Source organism: Streptomyces sp. NPDC006624 (assembly GCF_040611555.1).
GTDB lineage: Bacteria > Actinomycetota > Actinomycetes > Streptomycetales > Streptomycetaceae > Streptomyces.
Window position 1 is genome coordinate 83,044 of sequence record NZ_JBEXOM010000011.1, and the last position, 23,173, is coordinate 106,216.

At 75.1% G+C, this 23,173-nt stretch carries 22 protein-coding genes; 7 read left to right on the plus strand and 15 right to left on the minus strand.

All coding sequences use genetic code 11. The features are described from left to right. Window positions 1-7: 7 nt before the first annotated feature. From ABZY20_RS21420 to ABZY20_RS21460, 9 genes are all read right to left on the minus strand, one after another. Entirely contained in the window at window positions 8-1,756 is a 1,749-nt protein-coding gene (locus tag ABZY20_RS21420) for a dihydrolipoamide acetyltransferase family protein (RefSeq protein ID WP_356443088.1), read from the minus strand. Beyond that, a complete protein-coding gene (locus ABZY20_RS21425; protein ID WP_356443089.1) occupies window positions 1,756-2,820 on the minus strand; it encodes an alpha-ketoacid dehydrogenase subunit beta in 1,065 nt (354 codons plus the stop codon). The genes ABZY20_RS21420 and ABZY20_RS21425 overlap by 1 nt, the downstream gene beginning before the upstream one ends. Beyond that, window positions 2,817-3,851, minus strand: coding sequence for a pyruvate dehydrogenase (acetyl-transferring) E1 component subunit alpha (gene pdhA / locus ABZY20_RS21430; protein ID WP_356443090.1), 1,035 nt, complete (start codon window positions 3,849-3,851; stop codon window positions 2,817-2,819). The genes ABZY20_RS21425 and pdhA overlap by 4 nt, the downstream gene beginning before the upstream one ends. After that, a complete protein-coding gene (gene acsA / locus ABZY20_RS21435; RefSeq protein WP_356443091.1) occupies window positions 3,848-5,650 on the minus strand; it encodes an acetate--CoA ligase in 1,803 nt (600 codons plus the stop codon). Before acsA ends, pdhA begins: the two co-directional genes overlap by 4 nt. A gap of 81 nt (window positions 5,651-5,731) precedes the next feature. Further along, entirely contained in the window at window positions 5,732-6,613 is an 882-nt protein-coding gene (locus ABZY20_RS21440) for a universal stress protein (RefSeq protein ID WP_356443092.1), read from the minus strand. 36 nt (window positions 6,614-6,649) lie between these two features. After that, window positions 6,650-7,534, minus strand: a complete 885-nt coding sequence (locus ABZY20_RS21445; protein WP_356443093.1) for a universal stress protein — start codon at window positions 7,532-7,534, stop codon at window positions 6,650-6,652. Window positions 7,535-7,583: 49 nt separating this feature from the next. After that, the gene (locus tag ABZY20_RS21450; protein WP_356443094.1) at window positions 7,584-8,453 is read right to left on the minus strand and encodes a universal stress protein; all 870 of its coding nucleotides are present in this window, start codon (window positions 8,451-8,453) and stop codon (window positions 7,584-7,586) included. A gap of 90 nt (window positions 8,454-8,543) precedes the next feature. Then, on the minus strand, window positions 8,544-9,128 hold the full coding sequence (locus tag ABZY20_RS21455) for a hypothetical protein (protein WP_356443095.1): 585 nt from the start codon (window positions 9,126-9,128) through the stop codon (window positions 8,544-8,546). A gap of 140 nt (window positions 9,129-9,268) precedes the next feature. After that, the gene (locus ABZY20_RS21460) at window positions 9,269-9,913 is read right to left on the minus strand and encodes a CBS domain-containing protein (protein ID WP_356443096.1); all 645 of its coding nucleotides are present in this window, start codon (window positions 9,911-9,913) and stop codon (window positions 9,269-9,271) included. A 229-nt stretch (window positions 9,914-10,142) separates the two neighbouring features. On the opposite strand from ABZY20_RS21460, the gene ABZY20_RS21465 reads away from it, so the two are divergent. The 5 genes from ABZY20_RS21465 (at window position 10,143) to ABZY20_RS21485 (ending at window position 16,026) form a co-directional block, all read left to right on the plus strand. Further along, window positions 10,143-11,141, plus strand: coding sequence for a pyridoxamine 5'-phosphate oxidase family protein (locus ABZY20_RS21465; protein ID WP_356443097.1), 999 nt, complete (start codon window positions 10,143-10,145; stop codon window positions 11,139-11,141). 47 nt (window positions 11,142-11,188) lie between these two features. Further along, entirely contained in the window at window positions 11,189-11,839 is a 651-nt protein-coding gene (locus ABZY20_RS21470) for an OsmC family protein (protein ID WP_356443098.1), read from the plus strand. 130 nt (window positions 11,840-11,969) lie between these two features. After that, window positions 11,970-14,717 carry a cation-transporting P-type ATPase gene (locus tag ABZY20_RS21475; protein WP_356443099.1) on the plus strand — a complete coding sequence of 916 codons (2,748 nt, stop codon included), beginning with the start codon at window positions 11,970-11,972 and terminating at the stop codon, window positions 14,715-14,717. Then, window positions 14,714-15,373, plus strand: coding sequence for a TrkA family potassium uptake protein (locus tag ABZY20_RS21480; RefSeq protein ID WP_356443100.1), 660 nt, complete (start codon window positions 14,714-14,716; stop codon window positions 15,371-15,373). Before ABZY20_RS21475 ends, ABZY20_RS21480 begins: the two co-directional genes overlap by 4 nt. Further along, on the plus strand, window positions 15,370-16,026 hold the full coding sequence (locus ABZY20_RS21485; RefSeq protein ID WP_356443101.1) for a TrkA family potassium uptake protein: 657 nt from the start codon (window positions 15,370-15,372) through the stop codon (window positions 16,024-16,026). The genes ABZY20_RS21480 and ABZY20_RS21485 overlap by 4 nt, the downstream gene beginning before the upstream one ends. A gap of 247 nt (window positions 16,027-16,273) precedes the next feature. On the opposite strand, the gene ABZY20_RS21490 is transcribed toward ABZY20_RS21485, so the two are convergent. Then, entirely contained in the window at window positions 16,274-16,726 is a 453-nt protein-coding gene (locus ABZY20_RS21490; RefSeq protein WP_356443102.1) for a universal stress protein, read from the minus strand. A gap of 212 nt (window positions 16,727-16,938) precedes the next feature. Between ABZY20_RS21490 and ABZY20_RS21495 the strand changes: the two genes are divergently transcribed. Together ABZY20_RS21495 and ABZY20_RS21500 are read left to right on the plus strand one after the other, a co-directional pair. Then, window positions 16,939-17,658 (plus strand): CBS domain-containing protein, encoded by a 720-nt coding sequence (locus ABZY20_RS21495; RefSeq protein WP_356443103.1) that lies wholly within the window; start codon window positions 16,939-16,941, stop codon window positions 17,656-17,658. 98 nt (window positions 17,659-17,756) lie between these two features. Next, window positions 17,757-18,173 (plus strand): Hsp20/alpha crystallin family protein, encoded by a 417-nt coding sequence (locus ABZY20_RS21500; protein WP_356443104.1) that lies wholly within the window; start codon window positions 17,757-17,759, stop codon window positions 18,171-18,173. 104 nt (window positions 18,174-18,277) lie between these two features. Here the strand turns inward: ABZY20_RS21500 and hypE are convergent, their stop codons facing one another. Genes hypE through ABZY20_RS21525 form a run of 5 tightly spaced genes read right to left on the minus strand, consistent with a single transcriptional unit; the run spans window position 18,278 to window position 23,173 of the window. Further along, the gene (gene hypE, locus ABZY20_RS21505) at window positions 18,278-19,312 is read right to left on the minus strand and encodes a hydrogenase expression/formation protein HypE (protein ID WP_356443105.1); all 1,035 of its coding nucleotides are present in this window, start codon (window positions 19,310-19,312) and stop codon (window positions 18,278-18,280) included. Then, on the minus strand, window positions 19,309-20,412 hold the full coding sequence (hypD, locus tag ABZY20_RS21510) for a hydrogenase formation protein HypD (RefSeq protein WP_356443106.1): 1,104 nt from the start codon (window positions 20,410-20,412) through the stop codon (window positions 19,309-19,311). Before hypD ends, hypE begins: the two co-directional genes overlap by 4 nt. Then, window positions 20,409-21,074, minus strand: a complete 666-nt coding sequence (locus ABZY20_RS21515) for a CBS domain-containing protein (protein WP_356443107.1) — start codon at window positions 21,072-21,074, stop codon at window positions 20,409-20,411. The genes hypD and ABZY20_RS21515 overlap by 4 nt, the downstream gene beginning before the upstream one ends. An 18-nt stretch (window positions 21,075-21,092) precedes the next feature. Then, window positions 21,093-22,424, minus strand: a complete 1,332-nt coding sequence (locus tag ABZY20_RS21520) for a Ni/Fe hydrogenase subunit alpha (RefSeq protein WP_356443108.1) — start codon at window positions 22,422-22,424, stop codon at window positions 21,093-21,095. Continuing rightward, on the minus strand, window positions 22,421-23,173 hold the full coding sequence (locus ABZY20_RS21525) for an oxidoreductase (RefSeq protein WP_356443109.1): 753 nt from the start codon (window positions 23,171-23,173) through the stop codon (window positions 22,421-22,423). Before ABZY20_RS21525 ends, ABZY20_RS21520 begins: the two co-directional genes overlap by 4 nt.

Below are 23,173 nucleotides of genomic sequence, written 5' to 3' on the forward strand. Positions count from 1 at the left end.
CCGCGCCCTACAACTCCCCGGGCCGCTGCAGCAGCCGCCCGACCTGCGTGAGATAGCGCGCCCCGACGGCGCCGTCGCTCGCACGGTGGTCGGCGGACAGGGTGGCGGTCACCACCGGGCGCACCCCCAGCAGCCCGTCCGTGGCCCACGGCCGCTCGACGACCGTGCCGAACCCGACGAGCGCGACCTGCGGCGGGTGGATCACGCCGAACACCGTCTCCACGCCCTGCTCGCCGAGGTTGGTGACGGTCAGGCCGGCCCCCGTCAACTCGCTGCCGCGCAGACGGCCCTGGCGTGCCCGCCGGACGAGGTCCTTGAGCGTGGCCATGAGCGCCTCGGGCGGGAGGGTGTCGGCGTCGTGGATCACCGGGCTGAGCAGTCCGCCCTCCCGCAGGGAGACGGCGACGCCCAGGTGCACGCCGTCGGCGGGGACGAAACCGCCGTCCCGCCAGAACCCGTTCAGCTCCGGGACGTCCCGCGCCGCCACGGCAGCGGCCTTCAGCAGCAGGGCCGCCGGGATCAGCCGGTCGGACGGCGGCCTGCCCTGGTTGCGTTCGCGCAGCCACCGCAGGGCCGCCGCCAGGTCGATGACGGTGGACAGGTAGTAGTGCGGGATCTCGCGCTTGGAGCGGCTCATGAGGTCGCCGACGGCCCGGCGCATCGCCGCGGAGCGCTGCTGCCGCTCCTCGCCGTGCCGCGGCACCGGGGCCGGTTCCCGTGCGGACGGGGGCCGTTCGCCGTCCGGCGGCGGGGGCGGGGACGGGCGCAGGCCCGGCTCGTACGGCGCGGCCCCCGTCGGCGCGGCCGCCGCCGCGTGGACGTCCGCGGCCCGTATCGCACCGTTCTCCCCGGTGCCGTGCAGGACCGTCAGGTCGACGCGGAGCTCGTGGGCGAGGCGCCGGGCGTACGGGGTGGCGCGGACGCGCCCGGGCGCCGACGGGGCAGGGGCGGCCGTCTCGGATTCGTGCGGGGGAGGGGCTGTGTCGGGTCCGGGCGCGGCAGGGGCCGTCTCGGGTCCGGGCGGCGCGGGGGCCGTCCTCTGATCGGGCGTGGCAGGGGCCGTTTCGGTTGCGGGTGGGGCGGTGGTGCGTCGGGGCCCGGCCGGGGCGGCGGCACGCTCGATGTCGGCGCGGGTGATCCGGCCGCCCCGGCCCGTGCCGTGCAGGTGGGACAGGTCGACGCCCCGGTCGGCCGCCAGGTGCCGTACCAAGGGGCCCGCTTCGGCGGCCGGTTGACGCTCGTCGGGCGGTGGCTCCGGGGGCGGCGGGGCCGGGGCGCCTCCGGCCGGTTCCGGCACGCGACCGGGCTCGGGCCCGCGCCCGGCGGGCGGCCCGGGGGCGGGTGCCGCGGCAGGGGGCGACGGCGCCGCCGTGGGTTCGGGTGCGGGGGAGGGCTCGCGTGCGGCCGGTGCCGCGCGCGGGGTGGGGGCGTGTCGCGCGGGGGCCTCCTCCCGGGCGGCGGAGGGCGCCTCCCGCACACCCCCCTCCACCGGCCCTCCAGCCCCCTCCCGCCCGGCGGCCGGCCCGCTCTCGATCACCGCCAGCGGCGTGCCCACCGGCACGCGCGTGCCCGGGGGCACGAGCAGGCGCCCCACCGTTCCGGACTCGAAGCACTCCACCTCGATGGCGGCCTTGTCCGTCTCGACGACCGCCACCACGTCACCCTTGCGCACCCGGTCGCCGGGCCCGACGAGCCACTCCTGGAGCAGCCCCTCCTCCATGTCCGCGCCCAGCGAGGGCATCGTGAACTCGGCCATCAACCCGCCCTCCCCGCCTCGGCCGGCGCCGCCGCACCGGGGGAGCGGACGGGCTCGCCGAGCGTGCGGCGCGCCGCGGCGACGATGCCGGCCGGCTGCGGCAGCGCGGCCTGCTCCAGCTTGCGCGCGTACGGCACGGGAACCTCGGCGCTGCACACCCGCTCGACCGGGGCGTCGAGGTCGTAGAAGTGCTGTTCCGTCAGCCGCGCGGAGATCTCCGCGGCCAGGCTGCCGCTGCGCCAGCCCTCGTCGACGACGACGGCGTGGTGGGTGCGGGCCACCGAGCCGCCGATCGTGGCGTCGTCCAGGGGCCGCAGCACGCGCAGGTCCACGACCTCCGCGTCCACGCCGTCGCCCGCCAGCTCGTCGGCCGCGGCCATCGCCTTGGGCAGGGAGCCGCCGTAGGTGATCAGGGAGACGTCGGTGCCGGGCCTGCGCACGGCCGCGTGGTCGAGGTCGACCGGGCCCGCGTCGGGCGGGAGGTCGCCCGAGGTGTTGTACAGCCCGCCGTGCTCGAAGATCAGGACCGGGTCGGGGTCGGCCAGCGCCGGGGCCAGCGTGTGGCGGGCGTCGGCGATGGTGGCCGGGGCGATCACCCGCAGGCCCGGGATGTGGGCGTACCAGCCCTCCAGGCTGTGCGAGTGCTGGGCCGCGAGCTGCCGCCCGGCGCCCGTCGTCATCCGGATCACGATCGGCACGGGCAGCTGGCCGCCGGACATGTGCAGCAGCGTCGCGGCGTTGTTGAGGATCTGGTCGAGGGCCAGGAGACTGAAGTTGACGGTCATGATCTCGACGACGGGCCGCATCCCCGCCAGGGCCGCGCCGATGCCGGCGCCGACGAACCCGGACTCCGACAGCGGCGCGTCGCGCACCCGCTCGGGCCCGAACTCCTCCAGCAGGCCGAGACTGACGCCGAAGCAGCCGCCGTACCTGCCGACGTCCTCCCCCATGAGGAAGACCCGCTCGTCGGCGCGCAGCGCGTCCCGCAGCGCCTCGCGCAACGCCTCGCGGTAGGTGGTCTTGTGCTCGGCCGGGTCACCCCCCGGCGCCTGGGCGGCGGTCATGGCCGGGCCACCTCCTCCACCGGGCTGGTGACGTACTTCAGCAGGTCCCCGGCCGGTTCCTCCGGAGCGCGCTCGGCGGCCGCGACGGCCCGGTCGATGTCGGCCCGGACCCGTTCCTCCAGCTCGGTGCGTGTGGCGTCGTCCAGCTTCCCCTGCTCGCGCAGCCGCGTGTCGAGCAGGTCGACCGGGTCGCGTTCCTTCCAGCGCTCGATCTCGGCCTTGTCCCGGTAGCGGTCGGAGTCGTACATGGAGTGGGCGCGGAAGCGGTAGGTGCGCATCTCCAGGAAGTGCGGCCCGGTCCCCGAGCGCACGCCCTCCGCGGCCCGGCGGGCGGCCTCCTCCACGGCCAGCACGTCCATGCCGTCCACCGCCCACGACACCATGCCGTAGGAGGCGGCGCGCAGCGCGAGATCGGTCTGGGCCTGGTGGCGTTCCAGGGCGGTCCCCATCGCGTACAGGTTGTTCTCGCAGACCAGCAGCAGCGGCAGTTCCCACAGCGCGGCGAGGTTGGCCGTCTCGTGGAACTCGCCCTCGGCGAAAGCGCCGTCACCGAAGAAGCAGCAGGTGACCCGGGAGCGGCCGGCCATACGGTCGGCGAGGGCCAGGCCTGCGGCGAGGGGCAGCCCGCCGCCCACGATGGCGTTGCCGCCGTAGAAGCGGCGCCCGGCGTCGAACAGGTGCATGGAGCCGCCCCGTCCGCGGCTGCACCCGGTCACCTTGCCGAACATCTCTGCCATGACCGCCTCGGCCGGGACGCCGCGGGCGAGGGCGTGACCGTGTTCCCGGTACGTCGAGACCACCGCGTCGTCCTCGGTCAGTGCCTCGTTGGTGCCGACGGCGACGGCCTCCTCGCCGATGTACAGATGCATGAAACCGCGGATCCGGGCCTGGCTGTACAGCTCCACGCAGCGTTCCTCGAAGCGGCGGATCCGCAGCATGGAGTGCAGCAGGGACAGCCGGTGCGCCGCCTGCCGGTCGGTGCGCGCCTTGGACTTGGCCCGGGGCCTGCGCGGGGGGCGGGTGGTGGTCATGCGGACCCCTCCGTCGATTCCAGGGTGGACGTGTCGCCTTCCGGCAGCCCGGTCTCGCGGGCGCGCAGCAGACGGCGCATGACTTTGCCGCTGCGGGTGTGGGGGAGGTGCTGGTCGAAGGCGATCTCCCGCGGTGCCACGGCCGGACCGAGCCGCCGCCGGCCGAAGGCGAGCAGCTCCCGCCGGATGGGGGCGCCCGGCTCGAAGCCCGGCCGCAGGGACACGAACGCCTTGACGACGTTGCCGGCCACGGCGTCGGGCCGCCCGATCACCCCGGCCTCGGCGACCGCCGGATGTTCCATCAGCGCGCTCTCCACCTCGAACGGCCCGATGAGGTGCCCGGCCGACTTGATGACGTCGTCGGCCCGCCCCACGAACCAGTACCAGCCGTCCGCGTCCCGCCGCACGAGGTCCCCGGTGAGGTACCAGCCGTCCGCGAACGCCGCCTCGGTCCTCCGCTCGTCGTGCAGGTAGCCCCGGAACATCGACGGCCAGCCGGGCCGCAGCGCCAGCTCGCCCTCCTCGCCGGGATCCTGAACCTCCGTCACCCGGCCGTCGGCGACCAGGGCGCGGCCGTCCTCGCCGCGCCGCAGGACGGTCGCCTCCACCCCGGGCAGCGGGCGCCCCATGGAACCGGCGCGGATGTCGCAGCCCGCGAAGTTGGCGATCATGATGGCGCCGGTCTCGGTCTGCCACCAGTTGTCGTGCACCGGCAGCCCCAGGACGTCGCGCCCCCACAGCACCGCCTCCGGGTTGAGCGGTTCGCCGACCGAGGCGATGAAGCGCAGCGCGTGCAGGTCGAAGGAGCCGGGCAGGTCGTGCGGCCCGTCGCGCGGCGTCGTCCGCATCAGCATCCGCAGGGCCGTCGGCGCGGTGTACCAGACGCCGACCCGCTGTTCGGCCAGGATCCGGTACCAGCGGCGGGCGTCGAAGTCGCCCTCGTCCACCACGACCGTGACCCCGTGCATGAGCGGGGCGACGACGCCGTAGGACATGCCGGTGACCCAGCCCGGGTCGGCCGTGCACCAGAAGACGTCGTCCGGGTGCAGGTCGAGGGCGTAGCGCGCGGTCGCGAAGTGGGCGACGGCCGCCTCGTGGACGTGGACGGCGCCCTTGGGCGTCCCGGTGGTGCCGCTGGTGAAGTGCAGCAGCGCCATGTCGTCCGGTGACGTGGGCGGGATGGCGAAGGTGTCGGGCGCCGCGGCCGTGAGCGCGTCGTACGCCAGGGTGCCCGGCAGGTCGCCCGCGCCCTCGCCGACGATCAGCACATGGCGCAGGCCCGGAAGCCGCTCGCGTTGCCCCGCGACCTTCCTGCGGTACAGCTCGGCCGTGGTCACCAGGACCCGCGCGTCGCCCAGCCGCAGCCGCTGCGCGACCGGGTCGGGCCCGAAGGCGGAGAACAGCGGGCACAGGACACTGGTGTTCTTCAGCGTGCCCAGCACCACGGTGTACAGCTCGGGGCAGCGTCCCAGCAGGGTCGTCACCCGGTCGCCCCGGCCGACGCCGAGCTCGCGCAGGACGTGCGCGAACCGGGCCGTGGAGCGGGCCAGCTCCCGGTACGTCACGCAGGTGACCGTGTCGTCGCGGCCCACGCAGCGCAGCGCCAGGGCCTCTCCGCGCCCCGCCGCGACATGCCGGTCCACGGCCTCGTGCGCGATGTTCAGGCCCTGTCCGCCGGGCAGTCCGTCGAGTTCGGCCCGGGCGGCGGACCAGGAGAAGGCCGCCCGGGCCGCGTCGTAGTCGTCCAGGTTGGGCGGCACCCGCGGCGCGGGGTCCTTGCGGACCGTCTGCCAGGACATGTCAGCCCCCTTCCCACCGGGCCTGTCTCCACCATCCGTCACAACGCCGCGGCGCGCACGGGGCCGAAGGGCCCGGACACGTCAGGCCTGCCCGGGACGCACCACGATCACGGGGCAGTGGGCGTGGTGCAGGACGGCCTGGCTGACCGACCCGAGCAGCAGGCCGGTGAAACCGCCCCTGCCCCGCGCCCCGACGACGAGCACCTGCGCGTTCGCGCTCGCGTCGATGAGGGTGCGGCGCACCTGGCCGACGGCCGGCCGCTGCCGCAACCGCACGTCCGGGTACCTCTCGCGCCCGCCGGCCAGCGCCTTTTCGAGGACGTGCCCGGCGTGTTCCAGCAGGTGGATCTCGTCGAAGGTGACGAACGGCGGGTCGGCCGGACCGGCGTAGGCCTCCGGGCTGCCCGGGCGGCACACGTGCACCGCGACGAGGTCCGCGCCCCGCAGGGACGCCTCGGCGAACGCGAACCGGACGGCCGCCTCGTTCGCCGGCGCGTCGTCGACCGCCAGCAGGACCGGCCCGCCCGGGCCGGTCCTGCCCCGGACCACCAGCACCGGACAACGGCCGTGCGCCGCGAGGTGCGCGGAGGTCGAGCCCAGCAGGAGACTGCCGAAGGCGCCCAGGCCGCGGCTGCCGACCACCAGCAGCGACGCGGTGCGCGAGGCGATCTCCAGCACCATCAGCGGCTCGCCCACCGCGATGTCGCGGTCGACGTCCAGGTCCGCTGCCACCGCGCGGACGCGGCGCTCGGCCTCGGCCAGGGTGCCGTCCAGCAGTTCGCGGACGCCCGCCGTCGCCGGGTTCCACGGCGGTCCCGCCGGCAGCCCGTGCAGATGCGGCGAGCCGAAGGCGTGCACCAGCCGCAACTGCGCGCCGCGCCACGCGGCCTCGTGCGCCGCCGCCGTGACCGCGTCCAGGCTCGACGGGGAGCCGTCCAGGCCGACCACCACCGGTTTCGTCATGTCAGCTCCTCCCGCCCGCACCGGGGCCGCGGGCCGCTACCGCTCCCGGTGCCGCGGGACCACGAACACCGGGCAGCGCGCGTGGTGCAGGACGCCCTGGCTCACCGACCCCAGCAGCATCCCGCCGAAGCCGCCGTGCCCGCGGGTGCCGACGACGAGGCCCAGCGCGTGCTCGGAGGCGTCCACGAGCGTCTTGACGGGGTGCCCCTTGACGACCTCGTGGCGCAGCTCGACGTCGGGCCGGGTGCCGGCGCGTCCCGCCACCGTCTCCGACAGCAGCCGGCGGCACTCCTGCAGCGCCGCGTGCTCGTCCAGCACCCCGAGCACCGGCGTGTGCCAGACGTACAGCGCCCGCAGCTGCGCGCCGCCGTGCAGGGACGCCTCCTCGAAGGCCAGGTCGACGGCGGCTGCCGCGTGCGGGCTGCCGTCGACGCCGACGACGAAGTGGGGCGGCTGCTGCGTGACGTGCTCCGGTTCGCGCAGGACCACCACCGGGCAGGCCGCGTGCGCGGTGAGCGGCAGGGCGACCGCGGCCGTGGTGAACAGCTCCCGCGCCGGGCCCAGATGCCGGGACCCGAGCACGATCAGCGTGGCCTGGTGCGACTGTTCGGCCAGGACCCACGCCGGGTGCCCCTCGGCCAGCAGCGTGGAGGTGTCCACGCGGGGGTGCCGCGACTCGACGAACGCGAGCGCGTCCTTGAGCGCGTCGTTCCCGGCCGTGTGCAGGTCGGCCCGCCACTGCTCCCAGCTGGGCAGCCCCTCCTCGGGACGGTACCCGGGGACCGGTTCGCCCTGCGCGTACACCAGCGTCAGGGGCAGACGGCGCCGCTCCGCCTCGTCGGCGGCCCAGGCCAGTGCCATGCGTCTGCCCGGATCGGGGTCCACCCCGACCACGATCGGTTCGCGTCCTGCGGTGAGCATCGTCAACGCCTCCAGAGGTCGTCGCCCGGCCGGCTCGCGACCGGGCCGGTCATCCCCGTACGACCACGACGGGGCTGTGCGCGTGATGGAGCACGGCCTGGCTCACCGAGCCCAGCAGCAGGCCGGAGAAGCCGCCGCGGCCACGCGAGCCGACGACGGTGAGCCGGGCGGTCCGGCTCGCCTCGATCAGGGCCTCACGCGTCGGCCGGCGCACGACCTTGTGCTCCACCTTCACGTCCGGGTACAGCTCGCACGTCCCGGCGAGGGCCTCGGCCAGCAGCCGCTCCTCCGCCGCGGCGAGCGCTCCGGGCGGGTTGGAGTAGGGCTCGGACGGGTCCTGCGGCGGGGGCAACTGGGCGTTCCACGTCGTCCACGCGTGCAGGGCCACGACCGGGGCACCCTGGGCGGTGGCCTCCTCCAGGGCGAACCGGACGGCGGCCGCGCCCGCGGGGGACCCGTCGACGGCCAGCAGGATCGGTCCCGCCGGGTCCGCGTGCTCACGCACCACCAGCACGGGGCAACGCGCGTGAGCGGCCAGCCCGGTGGCCGTGGAGCCCAGCAGCAGCCCCGCGAACCCGCCGTGGCCCCGGCTGCCCACGACGATCATCCCCGCCGTCCGGGACTGCGCCTCCAGCACGCTCAGCGGCTCGCCCGGGAGCACGAGCCCCGAGACCTCGACGTCCGGCTCCGTGCTCCGCGCGCGCAGCACCGCGTCGGCGACCAGGGACTCCGCCGTGCGGCGCGCCCCCTCCACCACGGCCCGCGGCAGCACCGTGTCCACGGGCAGGCGGCCCGGCCGTGCCTGGGCGTGCACCACACGCAGCGCGGCGCCCCGGAACGCGGCCTCCCGGGCCGCGTACGCGACGGCGTCCATGCTCTGCCCGCTGTCGTCCACTCCCGCGATCACCAGGTCACTCATCACTCCTCCTCCCGCCCTTCACCGGGCCCGGGGGCCGGTGAACCGCCCTCGGGAGCGGTCCGGGCAGCGGCCCCGGCCGGAGCCGCCGGCTCAGCTGGTCGCGCGGCCCCACTGGGAGTCGGCCTTCTGCCAATCCTCGTCCCAGGCACGCCCGCGGCGCCTCTCCAGGACGACGTGCGCCCCGTAGAAGCCCGCGGCGGCCGCGGCGGCGACGGCGGCGAAGGAGGCGGCGCCCATGAAGGCCGCCTCGATGTCCGCCTCGCCCGGGCTCTGCGGTTCGGGGGCGAGCCGCCCCTGCCGGTCCGTCCACACGACGACCTCTTCACCGGCCTTCGCCCCGGTGGGCACCTGCGTCTCCCCCGTGCGGGCCGCGCCGTCCCGCGCCGTCCAGCGCACGGTCCCGACGACCCGGTCGCCGACCGTCCCGCCGCCGGTGAAGGGATCGGACGTGTCGCGGACCAGGGTGGCGGTGACGGCCTGGCGTTCGGCCCGGCGCTGGGCGAGCGAGTCCACCGTGGCCCGGGCGCTCAGCACGCCTGCCACGGGACCGGCCACGGCGACGACGAGCCAGACCGCCAGCAGGATCCAGGCCTCCAGCACGTCCTCGCGGCGGCGCAGCGGATTGCGGCGCCAGCGCCACAGGCGCGATCGCCGGACGGTTCTGCTCGTACGCATCGTGCTCACCTCCGGCCCTCGCCTCCAGCGTCACGCCGGGAGGCACCGCGGGGGAGGGGCCGTTCGGGCACCGCTCGGGCCCGGACGGGGCCCACCGGCCCCACGAGCAGGACCGCCACGCGCGGGGCGGCTCGCGGCCGCTAGGAGCGGCAGGTCAGGTCCGCCTCCACGGACACCACCCCGTCGACGCCGCGGCACAGCCGCTCGACGACCGGGATGAGCCGCTCGGAGTCGACGCGGCCCTTGAGGACCACCCGGCCCTCGCGCACCTCGACCGTCACGTCGGAGGGGGCGAGGCCCAGGGTGCGGACCAGCACGTCGCCGGCGATCTCGTCGCGCAGCGCGTCGTCCCTGCGCAGGAAGACCCGCAGCAGGTCACCGCGGCTGACGATGCCGACCAGCCGCTCCGTCTCGTCGACCACGGGCAGCCGCTTGACTCCCCGGGCGTCCATCAGCCGCGCGGCTTCGACGACCGTCCACTCCGGCCGTGCGCAGACCGCCGGAGCGGACATCAGCTCCCCGGCCACGAGAGCGCTGTCCGGCTCCGGGGCCCCGTCCACGGTGTACGTGAGCGGCGGCGGCACGGCCGGGTCGGGCCGCTCCGCGATCGTGCGCAGCAGGTCCGCCTCCGACACCACACCCACCGGATGGCCCAGGTCGTCGACCACGGGCAGCGCGGTCACCTCGTTCTCGGCCAGCAGTCTGACGATGTCCTTGAACGGCGCGTCCTGGTGCACCCGGACGACGCCGTGGGTCATGAGGTCTCCGACCGTGCGGTGCTGCATGGCGCTCCTCCCTCGGGTCCGGCGACCGACCGCGGGCCCTGCCCGTTCGGCGGCCGCCCGCAGTCCTCTCCTTCCAGGCTGACCGGGGGCACCGGGACGCGCTTGGGGCCTTCGTGCAGGACGGAGGGGCCCTTTCGCCCCGGACCGCCGGGACCTTCGGTCCGTTGGTGCGGGCCTGCCCCCCGCGTGATGCTGGAGGGACAGAGCCATCGACGGAGAGGGCACGGTCATGCACGCCCACCTTGGCGACCGGCTGATCGTCGAGAGCCCGTCCACCGGCAGCGTCCGGCGCGACGGTGAGATCGTCGGCCTGCACCACGAGGACGGCACACCGCCGTACGACGTCCGCTGGTCGGACACCGGCGACGTCACCCTCCTCTTCCCCGGGCCGGACGCCCACGTCCTCCCTCGAGGCCACGAAACCGCAGGCCACGAAACCGCAGGCCAAGAAACCGCAGGCCAAGAAACCGCAGGCCAAGAAACCGCAGGCCGAGAAACCGCAGGCCCGGAATCCACCGGCGGAACCGCGGACCGCGAGGAGCCCGCGCCGCGCACGCCGCGGCCGGACGCCGGCCCGCCCGCCGGATCCGGGGACGTCGGCCGCCGCGTGGCCGCGGCACGCCGACGGCGCGGACTGACCGTGCGGGAGACCGCTCACCGCGCCCGCATGTCACCGGAGTACCTGGAATACCTGGAGACCCGCGCCGCCGACCCGAGCGTGGGCACCCTGCTGCGCCTGGCCGACGCGCTCGGCACCACCCTCCTCGAACTGCAGGGCGGCGACCGCGAACGGCCCCCGGGGCAGGGGCAGGCGATGTACCACCCGGACCTGCGGGACCTCGACGAGCAGGAGTGCCGGACCCTGCTCTCCACCCACGGCGTGGGACGGATCTCGCTGACCACACCGCACGGTCCCGCGGTCTTCCCCGTCAACTACGACGTGGTCGACGGGGCCATCGCCTTCCGCACCGCGCCCGACGCCGCCCCGGCCGGCGCCGCGGGCCACCGGGTGGCGTTCGAGGTCGACCACGTCGACGACGCCATGAGCCAGGGCTGGAGCGTCCTGGCGGTGGGCCGGGCCCGGGCCGTCACCGACCCCGAGGCCGTCCGCCGCCTCGACGAGCGGGCGCGCACCGGCCCCTGGGCCGGCGGAGGGCGCACGCTGTGGATCTCGATCGCCGTCGACCGGCTGACCGGACGCCGCATCGTCCCGGCCGGCGGCGCGTGAGGCAGGGACCGTCGCGGCAGGACCAGCCGACAGGAGCCGTGAGGAAGATGAAGACGCGCTGTGGCCGCACGATCAACGTCACCCGGTTCGCCCCGCCCGGGCTGCCCGCCCCCATGGGGCGCGTCGTCCTGGACACCTCCTTCGCCCCGCACGACGAGGGCGAGCTGTGGGCGTCGCTCACCGCGGAGGAGGCCCGCCGCCTGGCCGGGCTGCTGCTGTTCCAGGCCGCCGCCGTGGACCCGGAACCGGCGGGCCCGCCGGACGTGGCCGAGGTGGTGCCGATCCAGGGCGACGCCTACGAGATTCGCGTGCGCGGCCACGTCCTGACGGTCGACCAGCCGGTCCCCGACGGCGGCAACGACACCGCCCCCACCCCGGTGGAGCTCTTCGTGGCCTCCGTGGCCTCCTGCGCGGCGCACTACGCGGGCCGCTACCTCGACCGCCACGACGTGAGCCGGGAGGGCCTGTCCGTCCGCGCGGAGTACCGCATGGCCGACGACCGGCCGGCCCGGGTCGCCGCCCTGACGCTGACCGTCACCGCCCCCGCCCTGCCCGAGCGACGGCAGGCGGCGCTGCGCGCGGTGGTCTCCCACTGCACCGTGACCAACACCCTGGCCCGGGCGCCCGAGGTGGACCTGGAGGTCCGGTGCGCCGCCGGCACCGAGGCCGCCCGCGCACCGCAGGCGAGCCAGGGATGAGCGGCCGCCGGCCGGGCGGCCACGCCCGGCCATGAAGGCCCTGCGCCCCCGGCAGGGCGAGCGGCATGCCGCCCCCGCGGGCGCCGGCACACCGGCGCCGCCGACCGGGCAGGGGGCACGGCAGGAGGGTGTGCACGCACGCGTGCACACCCTCGCGGTCCCGGACGTCTTCGCCGCCCTGGACAGCTCCGCCCAGGGCCTGACCACCAAGGCTGCCGGCGAGCGGCGCGCGGCCCACGGCCCCAACGAACTGCCCGTCGCGGGCCGCCGCCCCGCCTGGCGCCAGCTGGCGGCCCAGTTCACCGACCTGTTCGCGATCGTGCTGATGGCGGCCTCGGCCATCACCTTCCTCGCCTACGCCCTGGAGGAGCCCCGCGAGCCGGGCACCGCGCAACTGGCCGTGGCCATCGTCTGCGTGGTGCTGCTGAACGCGGCGATCGGGTTCGTGCAGGAGTACTCGGCGGAACGCACGGCCCAGACCCTGCAGGCGATGGTCCCGCACCGCTGCCGGGTGCTGCGCGACGGCCGGCCCGGCGAGCTTCCCGTGCAGGACCTCGTCCCGGGGGACGTGGTGATGCTGGAGGCGGGGGACACCGTGCCCGCCGACTGCCGGCTGGTCGAGGCCCACGACGTGACCGTCAACAACGCGGCCATCACCGGCGAGAGCGAACCGGTGCCCCGCACGGCCGGGCCCGACGCGGGGGACGAGGCCCTGCGGGCCCGCAACTGCGTCCACATGGGCACCGACGTGATCACCGGCGCGGCCCGGGCCGTGGTCTTCGCCACCGGGCAGGCCACCGAGTTCGGCCGCATCTACCGTCTGACGGCGGCAGCGCCCCGGCAGAAGACGCCCCTGCAGCGCGAGGTCGCCTGGATGGCCCGCCGGGTCTCCCTCACCGCGCTGGCCGTGGGCCTGCTGCTCTTCGCCGTCCGGCTGCCCACCGGGCAGGGCACCGTCTCCTCGTTCGTCTTCGCCCTCGGTGTGATGGTGGCGCTCGTGCCCGAGGGGCTGCCCGCGACCCTGTCGGTCTCCCTCGCCCTCGGCGTCCGCCGGATGGCCCGCCACCAGGCCCTGGTCAAGAAGCTCGTGGCGGTCGAGGCGCTCGGGTCGACCACGGTGATCTGCACCGACAAGACCGGCACGCTCACCCAGGCGGAGATGACCGTCGTACGGCTCTGGGCCTGGGACCGCGAGCACACCGTCACCGGAGTGGGCTACGAACCCACCGGAGAGGTGAGCGAGCCCGGGCAGGTCCGGGAACTGCTGCGGTCGGCGGCGCTGTGCTGCGACGCGCGGCTCCTGGCACCGTCCGACGGCGCCCGCCGGCGCGTCCTGGGGGACACCACCGAAGGGGCGCTGCTGGTCGCCGCCGCCAAGGCGGGGCTGGACCTGGCGGCGGAGGAGGCGGCGGCCCCGCGCATCGCCGAGCACCCCTTCGACTCGGTACGGCGGCTGATGAGCACCGTGCACGAGGAGGACGGCACCCGGCGGATCCGGGTGAAGGGCGCGCCGCTGGAGGTCCTCGACCGCTGCACCCGGATCGACGACGGCTCCGCCCCGGTCGAGCTGACCGCCGCCCGGCGTGCGAGAGCCGCCGAGGTGGCCGACCGGATGGCCGCGCAGGGCCTGCGCGTGCTCGCGGTCGCCGAGCGGGAGCTGACGGACCCGTCGCAGGACCGCGACCGGGACGAGCGTGACCTGACCCTGCTCGGCCTCGCGGGCATGATGGACCCGCCCCGGGAGGAGGTGCGGGCCGCCGTCGACTCCTGCCGCCGGGCCGGCATCCGGATCGTCATGGTCACCGGCGACCACCCGCTGACGGCGGAGGCTGTGGCCCGCCGCGTGGGCATCGTCCGGGGCGACCGGCCCGGGGTGGTGACCGGCGCGGAGCTGGACGCCCTGGACGACACCGCGCTGGACCGCCTCGTCGGGCAGGAGCGGGAACTGCTGCTGTGCCGGGTCGCCCCTGAGCACAAGATGCGCGTGGTGACCGCTTTCCAGGGGCGGGGCGAGGTCGTCGCCGTCACCGGTGACGGGGCGAACGACGCCCCCGCCCTCAAACACGCCGACATCGGCGTGGCGATGGGCGCCTCCGGCACCGACGTGGCCCGCGAGGCCGCCGAGATGGTGCTGCTGGACGACTCCTTCGGCTCCATCGCCGTGGCCGTACGGCTGGGACGCGCCGTCTACCAGAACATCCGCAAGTTCCTGGTCTACCTCTTCAGCTCCAACATCGGGGAGCTCGTCCCCATCCTCGCCGCCACCTTCACCGGCTTCCCCCTCGTCCCGATCACCGCGGTCCAGGTGCTCGCCATCGACCTCGGCTCGGACGTCCTGCCCTCCCTCGCACTCGGCGCCGAACCACCCGAGTCCGACGTCATGGACCGGCCGCCGCGACCACGCCACGAGCGGCTCTTCTCGCTGGCCGTGGTGCGCCGGATCCTGTTCCTCGGCGGCATCCAGGCCCTGGGCGTGTGCGCGGTGTTCTTCTGGCACGTCGGCAGCTCGGGCATCCCCTTCGCCGACTTCACCGCCGACGACCCCGTGTACCGGGAAGCCATCACCCTGGCCCAGGGCGGCATCGTGCTCAGCCAGTTCTTCAACTCCCTGGCCGTGCGCACCGAGCGCGTGAGCGTGTTCAAGGCGGGGTTGTTCAGCAACCCGCGGCTGATCGTGGCCGGGCTGATCGGGATCGGGTTCATGGCCGCGATCAGCTATCTCCCGCTGCTGCAGAGCGTGTTCCACACCGCCCCGCTCGCCGCCGGCGACTGGGCGCTGCTCACCGCCGTGGGCACCCTGCCGCTCGCCGCCGACGAACTCCGCAAGATGCGGCTGCGCGCGCGACACGCGTCCCGACCGGAAGGAGACCCGCGATGAGAGTCCTCATCGCCGGATGCGGCCGGATCGGCTCGGCCCTGGCCGTACGGCTGGCCCACGAGAACCACGACGTGCACGTCGTCGACCGCGACCCGGCCGCCCGGCGCCGCCTCCCGCCGGGGTTCGCCGGCCCGTACCACGTCGGCAACGGCTTCAGCCGCGGCGTCCTGGAGCAGGCGGGGGTACGGCACAGCGACGCACTGGTCGCCGTCACCTCCGGCGACAACAGCAACCTCGTCATCGCCCGGACCGCCAAGGAGACCTACCGGGTCCCCATCGTCCTCGCCGGCGTCCACGACCCCCGGCACGTGAGCCTCTACGCCGGACTGGGCATCCCGGCCGTCTGCGACGTCACCTGGTCCGTGCACCGCATCCACCAGCTCCTCCTGCACCGCGACCTGACGCCCGACATCAGCTTCGGCAACGGGGAGACACTCCTGATCCGCTCCGCCGTGCCGGCCTACCTCACGGGGCGGCCGCTCGCCGAGTTCGAGGTCGAGGGCGAGATCCGGGTGGTCGAGGTGACGCGCGGCGGCCGCTCCGTGCTGCCCCTGCACACCACCACCGCCGCCCCGGACGACGTCGTCACCTTCGCCGTCGCCGCCACGTCACTGCGCCGGCTGCGCGGATTCCTGGACAAGGAGCTGGGGACATGAACGTACTGATCGCCGGGGCGGGCCGGCTGGGCACCCAGGTCGCCCACGTGCTCGCGGCGGCGGGCAACGCCGTCACCCTGGTCGACGCCGACGAGGCCCGTCTCGACGCGCTGGGCGGACGGTTCGACGCCCGCCTGGTCACCGGGGACGGCAGCGAGGCGGCCGTCCTCGAACGGGCCGGCGCCGCCCACGCCGACCTGGTGGTCGCCGCCACCGGGCGGGACGAGGACAACCTCGTCATCAGCCTGCTGGCCAAACGCCGCTTCTCCGTGCCCCGCGTGGTCGCACGCGTCAACGACGACGAGAACACCTGGCTGTTCGACCGGCGCTGGGGCGTCGACAGCGCCGTCCCGGCGGCCACCCCGATCGTCTCCCTCATCGAGGAGGCCACCGGGGCGGCGGACACCGTGGCACTGCTGCGGCTGAGCAGCGCGGGCGTCGGGATCATCGAGACCGCGATCACCGCCGGGTCGAAAGCGGCCGGGCGGCCGCTCGGCGACACGCGCCTGCCCGAAGGCACCCTCGTGGCCACCGTAGTCCGGGACGGCGTGCCCACCGCGCCGAGCCCCGGCATGGTCCTGCGGCCCGGCGACGAACTCCTGCTCGTCTCCCACGCCGCCGGCGAGGAGGAGATCCACGCGGCGTTCCAGTGACCGCCGCCGGAGTCACGCGGCGTACCGGTCGCCACTGGGAGACCGCGCGGCACCGGCGTGGCCGCCCGGCGGGGGACGGCGTCGCGCGGTGCGCGGTCGGTGCGCGGGATCGCTGTCCCGGCGGACCACGACGACCGGGCAGATCGGGTGCTGGACCGGTGCGGGTACGCGGCGTACCGGTCAGCGTTGCGAGACCGCGCGGCACCCGCGCGGCCGCCCGCGGGGGACGGCGTCGCGCGGTGTGCGGTCAGTGTGCGGGATCGCTGTCCTGGCGGACCACGACGACCGGGCAGAACGCGTGCTGGGCGCAGCGCTGGCTGACGGACCCCAGCATCGCCCGGGCGAACGCGCCCCGGCCGCGGCGGCCCACGACCAGGAGCTCGGCCCCCTCCGATGCCTGGATCAGCGCCTCCGACGGGTCGCCCTCGACGAGGACCTCCCGCAGCAGCGCCGGAGGCTCGCCCGGGAAGACGGCACGCAGCTCCTCCGCGAAGCGCTCCCGCGCCTGCTCCAGATCGAACTCCGGATCGATCGCCGGTCCGCTCCAGCCGCGGGCGGACGGCGTGTCCCAGACGTGGATCGCCTCGACGATCCCGCCGACCGTCCGCGCGTACCGCTCGGCCCAGCGCAGGGCCGCATGGGAGGAGGGCGACCCGTCCACGCCCACGACCAGCCGCGGTGTCGGCTCGGGAGTATCCATGGTCGCCTCACTCACTAGTCGTCGCTTCCGTTCGCAACGCGCGCTCGCGCGCTCATGCCAGCCTTCCGCGCGCCGGGGGCGGGCAGTAGGGCCGACCGGCCCGGATCAGCCGTACGGGACGCGGGGCCGGGCCGTTCGGCCCATGCCCCCGGCGCCTGGACGGGGGATCCTGGGAGCGTCGGGAGCTGTCGCCCCGCAGGTGGGAGGACGTCATGCACGGCTCTGTGTACACCGTGAGCGATGTGATGACCCGGACCGTCGTCGCCCTGGCCGTCGGCGCCCCCTTCAAGGAGATCGTGCGGGCGGTGGAGGGGCGGCGCATCAGCGCGCTGCCCGTGGTCGACTCCGGCAACCGGGTCGTCGGCGTGGTCTCCGAGGGGGACCTGCTGCGCAAGGAGGAGTTCCGCGGCAGCGATCTGGAGCGGGGACCGCGGGCCCGGCCGCCGGAAGGGCTGCGCAAGGCCCAGGGGATCACGGCGAGCGACCTGATGACGTCCCCGGCCGTCACCGTCCACCCCGACGCGACCCTCGCCCGGGCCGCCCGGATCATGGCGCGGCACAAGGTCAAGCGGCTGCCGGTCGTGGACGACGACGGGGTGCTGCGCGGCATCGTGAGCCGTTCGGACCTGCTCCGGGTCTTCCTCCGGGCGGACGGCGACCTCGCCGAGGAGATCCGGCACGACATCCTGGCCGGCCGGCTGCCCGACGGGATCGGGTCGGTCCGCGTCGAAGTGCGCGAGGGGGTCGTCACGCTCACCGGCCGGGTGCCCGACAGCTCCGTCATCCCCCTGACCGTGCGCCTGGTGCGGTCCGTGGAGGGCGTGGTGGACGTGCGCTGCGAGCTCACCGGCCCCCGGCACCGTCCGGTTCTGGAACCGGACCTCGAAACAGAGGAGGAGGGCAGGCGGTCGGTGCCTCAACGGAAGGCGTGAGGTGCCCGGGTGGGCCGGGCGGCCCTGCGGACGGGCCGTCCGGCCCTCGCGGAACGCGCCCGGCGGGCGGAGACTGAAAGTGCGGGAAGGAGGGTGATATGAGCAGCATGCTGGAGCGACTGCCGGGCTGGCCCGACCTGTTCGGCTGGGCGGAGACGGGGCTCCCCGGGGCGCACGTCGCCCCCGGGCTGCACGGCATCCGCATCGAGGAGCACCTCACGGACGACGGCACGTACGTCGTACGGGCCGAACTCCCGGGTGTGGACCCCGAGAAGGACGTCGAGATCACCGTCGACAGCGGCCTGCTGACACTGCGCGCCGAGCGGTCCGAGCAGACGACCGAGAAGCACCGCACCGAGTTCCGCTACGGCACCTTCGTCCGTTCCGTCCGGCTTCCCGCCGGGGCGAAGGACGATGAGGCGACGGCCGAGTACGAGGACGGTGTCCTGACCATCAAGGTCCCGGTCCCGGAGGCGAAGACGGGAACCAGGGCCATCCCGGTGCGGCACGTCTGAGAGCGGCGGGCGTCCGCACCACCCCGTGTGCGCGGCCGGTGTCACACCGACCGCGCACACGTCTGCGCGTACCCGGTGCGTGCCCGGCGCCTGCCGCGGACGGCTCAGCAGATCCGCGGCAGTTGCTCGCCCAGCGGCATGTCCACCACGCGCCGCGCACCGACCAGCGTGCGCAGCACCACCCGGCCGGCCGGCTCCGGGGGGCCCACCTCCCCGATGCGCACGGCCTCCTGCCCCTCGGGCAGGGACCGCAGCGCGGCGAGCGCCTCCTCGGCCGCCGACGGCGCGGTGAACGCCACCAGGCAGCCCTCGTTGGCCACGGTCAGCGGGTCAAGGCCGAGCAGGTCGCAGGCGGAGGCGACGGCGGGGGGCACCGGGACGGCGCTCTCCTCGATCCGCACGGTCACCCGCGCGTCACGGGCGATCTCGTTCAGGGCCGCGGCCAGTCCGCCCCGGGTCGGGTCGCGCAGCGTGTGCACGGCCGCACCGAGGGGCGCCAGGGCGTCGACCAGGCGGTGCAGGGGGCGGCTGTCCGAGGCGATGTCGCTCTCGAAACCGAGCCCTTCGCGCGTGGACAGCACGGTCGTGCCGTGCAGCCCGATCGGACCGGACAGCAGCACGGCGTCCCCGGGGCGCGCGAGCGCGGCGGAGGGCCGCAGCCCCAGGTGCCGCTGTCCCACGCCGGTGGTGTTGACGAAGATCCGGTCCACGGCGCCGCGGCCCACGACCTTGGTGTCACCGGTGACGACCGGCACCCCCGCCTCGCGGGCGGCCTTGCCCAGCGACTCCAGCACCCCGCGCAGTTCGGCCAGCGGCAGCCCCTCCTCGAGGATCAGGGCCACGGACAGCGCGATCGGCCGCGCCCCGCGCATGGCGACGTCGTTGATGGTGCCGTGCACGGCGAGGGAGCCGATGTCGCCCCCGGGGAAGAACAGCGGGCTGACGACGAAACTGTCCGTGCTGATCACCAGATCCGGGTGGCCCGGCAGCAGCGCCGCGTCCTCCAGGACCTCCTGCTGACCGTCGAGGGCGGGCAGCACCAGCGCGTCGAGGAGCTCGGCCGACAGCCGCCCTCCCGCGCCGTGACCGAGCAGGACGACGTCGTCCTCGTGGTGCGGGACGGGGCAGTCGAGGGTCATGACGGAAGCCCTTCCTTCGTGCGGCCGGCGGCGAAGAAGGCGGCGCAGGTGCCCTCGGCGGACACCATCGGCGCGCCGAGCGGACGGCGGGGCGTGCAACGGGTGCCGTAGGCGGGGCAGTCGGTGGGCAGCCGGGCGCCGGTCAGGACGGCACCGGCGATGCACTCCGGGTCCTCGACGGCGTGCACACCGCCGACGTCGAACCGCTTCGCGGCGTCGAACCGCTCGTACTCCGCGTTCAGTTCGAGGCCGCTGCCGGGCAGGCTGCCGATACCGCGCCAGGCCCGGTCGGTGACGCGGAACACCGTGCGCATCGCGTCCTGCGCCTCGGTGTTGCCCAGCCGCCGCACGGCCCGCGCGTACTGGTTCTCCACCTCCCAGCGCCCCTCCTCCAGCTGCCGTACGGCCATCAGCACACCCTCCAGCAGGTCGAGCGGCTCGAACCCGGTGACGACGACGGGCACGCGGTGCCGGGCGGCGATCGGCTCGTACTCGCGCCAGCCCATCACCGCGCAGACGTGTCCCGCCGCCAGGAACGCCTGCACCTCGCAGCCGGGGTCCTCCAGGAGCGCGGTCATGGCGGGCGGCACCAGGACGTGACTGACCAGCATCGAGAAGTTGCCCAGCCCCAGCCGCGCGGCGTGCAGCACCGCCATGGCGTTGGCGGGCGCGGTCGTCTCGAACCCCACGGCGAGGAACACGACCTCGCGCTCCGGGTGCTCCCGGGCGATGCGCACCGCGTCCATCGGCGTGTACACCACCCGTACGTCCGCGCCGCGCGCCCGCAGGGACAGCAGGTCGGTGCCGGTGCCCGGCACCCGCAGCATGTCGCCGAAGCTGGTGAGGATCACACCCGGCCGGGCGGCCAGCGCCATCGCCCGGTCCAGGGTCTCCAGCGGCGTGACGCACACCGGGCAGCCGGGGCCGTGGATCATGCGGATGCCGGCCGGCAGCAGTTCGTCGATGCCCTGGCGGACCAGGGTGTGGGTCTGGCCGCCGCAGACCTCCATGATCCGCCAGGGCGCGGAGGCGGTCCGGCGCAGCTCGTCCAGCAGGCGCCGGGCGAGCGCCGGGTCGCGGTACTCGTCGAGGTACTTCATCCGGGATCCCGCACGCTCACCCCGCCGGACAGCGCGAGGTCGACGTCGACGACACCCTCGACGGACCGCACCAGACGGGCGACGATCGGCACCAGGGACGTGTCCCTGAGGGTCCCCGTGAGGGTCACCACGCCGTCGGAGACCTCCACCCGGACGGGCGCCTCGGAGGCGGGGAAGAGGGGGGCGAGGATCTCCTGGCGGATCTCCTCGGCGATCTCGTCGTCGGTCCGCAGGAAGACCTTGAGCAGGTCGGCCCGGCTGACCACGCCTTCGAGGAGCCCTTCGGCGTTGACGACGGGCAGGCGCTTGACCTTGCGCTGGGCCATCACCCGGGCCGCCTGCGCGAGGGTGGCGTCGGGATGGACGGTGACGGCCGGCGTGCTCATCACGTCCGCGGCGGTCATCCCCCCGGCCTTGGCCAGGTCGGTCAGCCGGTGCATCTGCGTGAGCCGGTCCGGGTCGCCGCCGCGGAACTCCTCCTTGGGCAGCAGATCGGCCTCGGACACGACACCGATCACCCGCCCCTCGCCCTCCAGCACGGGCAGGGCGCTGACCTTCCACTCCTGCATGAGCTTGACGAGGTCCCTGAACGAGGCGTCACGGCCCACCGCCACGACGGTGTGGGTCATGACGTCGCTGACGATGTGCGGGCTGATGCGCATGGTGTCCTCCTCGGGACGTCAGACGCGGTCGATGGTCAGGTCGAGGAAGTGGGTGGAGCAGGAGATGCACGGGTCGTGGTTGCGGATGGCCCGCTCGCACAGGTGCGTCAGTTCCTCGTCGGTGGGATCGCCCTCGGCGAGGACACGCTCGACCGTGCGGACCAGGTCGTCCTCGATGGCGCCCTGGTTCTGCGAGGTCGGCGGCACCAGGCACGCGTCCGTGACGGTGCCCTCGGCGTCCAGCCGGTAGCGGTGGTAGAGCAGCCCGCGCGGTGCCTCGGTGGCGCCGTGGCCGGTCCCGGCCGCGGGCGGGACGTCGACGTGGGGGCGTTGCGGCGGTTCGTACGCGTCGATGATCCGCAGCGCCTCGTCGACCGCGTACACCACCTCCACCGCCCGCACCAGCGCCGAGCGGTACGGGTTGCGGCAGACGGCGCCCCGCGCGGGATCGCCGAGCCCGGCCTCGCGGGCCGCCTCCCGGGCGGTGGGCGACAGCCGGGCGCCGCCGACCGCGAACCGGGCGAGCGGACCGGTGAGGTGGCGCCGTCCGTCGAGCCGGGAGTGCAGCGCCGTCGAGTGGGGCACCTGCTCCTCGCGCACGTGGTCGGGGAACTCCGCGACCGGGAAGGCCGTGCGGACCCCGTCGGCGCGCAGCACGGTCGGGGTGCCGTCGTCGATGGCGTACCCCGCCGGGGAGTCCAGGGCCAGGAAGTCGGCGTCGAGGGCGGAGTCCGGGAAGTCGAAGCCGGCGACCCAGCGGACGGTGTCCCAGGCGTCGTCGGCGGCGCGGCGCAGCCGCTCGGCCAGCGGCCGCAGCTCCGCCCGCGCCGGCGCGCGGTGGAAGCCGCCGAGGCGCACGTTGACCGGGTGGATGGCGCGGCCGCCGAGCTGTTCGAGGAGCGCGTTGCCCGCCTGCTTCAGCCGCAGCCCGCGCTCCACGTCCTCGCGCCGGGTGCGGGCGAGGCCGACGGCGCTGTCGCAGCCGAGGAAGTCCGGGGCGTGCAGCAGGTACAGGTGCAGGGCGTGGCTCTCGATCCACTCGCCGCAGTACAGCAGCCGGCGCAGGTCGCGGACCGGACCGTCGACCGTGACCCCGCAGGCGTCCTCGATCGCCCGGCAGGCGCTCATCTGGTACGCCACCGGGCAGATCCCGCACACCCGGGCGGTGATGTCGGGCGGTTCGGTGTAGGAGCGGCCGCGCAGGAACGCCTCGAAGAAGCGCGGGGGTTCGTAGATCCGCAGCCGGGCCTGCTCGACCCTGCGGCCGGCGACGCGCAGGTGCAGGGCGCCCTCGCCCTCCACCCGGGCCAGGGAGCCGACCCGCAGGACACGGGAGCCGCGGTGGGTCATGACCGCACCTCCTTGTCGAAGGCGGTCGCGTTGAAGGTGCGCAGGAGACGTTCGACGTCGCGGTCGTCGAGGCCGTCGCGCTGCAGCAGCGGGATGAGCGCGCGCAGGTTCGGCGACCCCGACGGGCCGAAGCAGCCGTAGCAGCCGCGCCCGTAGGCCGGGCAGATCGCCCCGCACCCGGCGTGCGTGACCGGCCCGAGGCAGGGGGTGCCGTGCGCCACGGTGACGCAGACGGTCCCGCGGCGCTTGCACTCGAAGCACACGCTGTGGTCCGGCACGTCCGGCCTGCGGCCGGCCAGGAAGGCGGTGATGACCTCCAGGAGCTGCCGGCGGTCGATGGGGCAGCCGCGCAGTTCGAAGTCGACGTCCACGTGGTCCGCGACGGCGGTGGAGGTGGCCAGGGTGTCGATGTAGTCGGGCCGCGCGTACACGGTGCGGGTGAACTCCTCGACGTCCGCGAAGTTGCGCAGCGCCTGGATGCCCCCGGCGGTGGCGCACGCGCCGATCGTCACCAGGAAGCGGGACTGCGCGCGGATCTCCCGCACCCGCTCGGCGTCGGCGGGGGTGGTGACCGACCCCTCCACCAGCGCGAGGTCGTACGGGCCGGGCTCCACCGCGCTCGACGCCTCCAGGAAGTGCGCGATGCGCACCTTCCCGGCGAGGGCGAGGAGTTCGTCCTCGCAGTCCAGGAGGGTGAGCTGGCAGCCGTCGCAGGACGCGAGCTTGAACACCGCGAGCGTGGGGGTCAT

Bases quoted from the DNA above. Each gene is read 5' to 3' on its own strand.
- hypD (WP_356443106.1), bottom strand. From the start codon at position 20,412: ATGAAGTACCTCGACGAGTACCGCGACCCGGCGCTCGCCCGGCGCCTG.
- ABZY20_RS21525 (WP_356443109.1), bottom strand. From the start codon at position 23,173: ATGACCCCCACGCTCGCGGTGTTCAAGCTCGCGTCCTGCGACGGCTGC.
- ABZY20_RS21445 (WP_356443093.1), bottom strand. From the start codon at position 7,534: ATGCTCACCGCAGGACGCGAACCGATCGTGGTCGGGGTGGACCCCGAT.
- pdhA (WP_356443090.1), bottom strand. From the start codon at position 3,851: ATGACCACCACCCGCCCCCCGCGCAGGCCCCGGGCCAAGTCCAAGGCG.
- ABZY20_RS21440 (WP_356443092.1), bottom strand. From the start codon at position 6,613: ATGACGAAACCGGTGGTGGTCGGCCTGGACGGCTCCCCGTCGAGCCTG.
- ABZY20_RS21425 (WP_356443089.1), bottom strand. From the start codon at position 2,820: ATGACCGCCGCCCAGGCGCCGGGGGGTGACCCGGCCGAGCACAAGACC.
- ABZY20_RS21465 (WP_356443097.1), top strand. From the start codon at position 10,143: ATGCACGCCCACCTTGGCGACCGGCTGATCGTCGAGAGCCCGTCCACC.
- ABZY20_RS21515 (WP_356443107.1), bottom strand. From the start codon at position 21,074: ATGCGCATCAGCCCGCACATCGTCAGCGACGTCATGACCCACACCGTC.
- acsA (WP_356443091.1), bottom strand. From the start codon at position 5,650: ATGTCCTGGCAGACGGTCCGCAAGGACCCCGCGCCGCGGGTGCCGCCC.
- hypE (WP_356443105.1), bottom strand. From the start codon at position 19,312: ATGACCCTCGACTGCCCCGTCCCGCACCACGAGGACGACGTCGTCCTG.
- ABZY20_RS21455 (WP_356443095.1), bottom strand. From the start codon at position 9,128: ATGCGTACGAGCAGAACCGTCCGGCGATCGCGCCTGTGGCGCTGGCGC.
- ABZY20_RS21500 (WP_356443104.1), top strand. From the start codon at position 17,757: ATGAGCAGCATGCTGGAGCGACTGCCGGGCTGGCCCGACCTGTTCGGC.
- ABZY20_RS21485 (WP_356443101.1), top strand. From the start codon at position 15,370: ATGAACGTACTGATCGCCGGGGCGGGCCGGCTGGGCACCCAGGTCGCC.
- ABZY20_RS21460 (WP_356443096.1), bottom strand. From the start codon at position 9,913: ATGCAGCACCGCACGGTCGGAGACCTCATGACCCACGGCGTCGTCCGG.
- ABZY20_RS21420 (WP_356443088.1), bottom strand. From the start codon at position 1,756: ATGGCCGAGTTCACGATGCCCTCGCTGGGCGCGGACATGGAGGAGGGG.
- ABZY20_RS21480 (WP_356443100.1), top strand. From the start codon at position 14,714: ATGAGAGTCCTCATCGCCGGATGCGGCCGGATCGGCTCGGCCCTGGCC.
- ABZY20_RS21470 (WP_356443098.1), top strand. From the start codon at position 11,189: ATGAAGACGCGCTGTGGCCGCACGATCAACGTCACCCGGTTCGCCCCG.
- ABZY20_RS21490 (WP_356443102.1), bottom strand. From the start codon at position 16,726: ATGGATACTCCCGAGCCGACACCGCGGCTGGTCGTGGGCGTGGACGGG.
- ABZY20_RS21450 (WP_356443094.1), bottom strand. From the start codon at position 8,453: ATGAGTGACCTGGTGATCGCGGGAGTGGACGACAGCGGGCAGAGCATG.
- ABZY20_RS21520 (WP_356443108.1), bottom strand. From the start codon at position 22,424: ATGACCCACCGCGGCTCCCGTGTCCTGCGGGTCGGCTCCCTGGCCCGG.
- ABZY20_RS21495 (WP_356443103.1), top strand. From the start codon at position 16,939: ATGCACGGCTCTGTGTACACCGTGAGCGATGTGATGACCCGGACCGTC.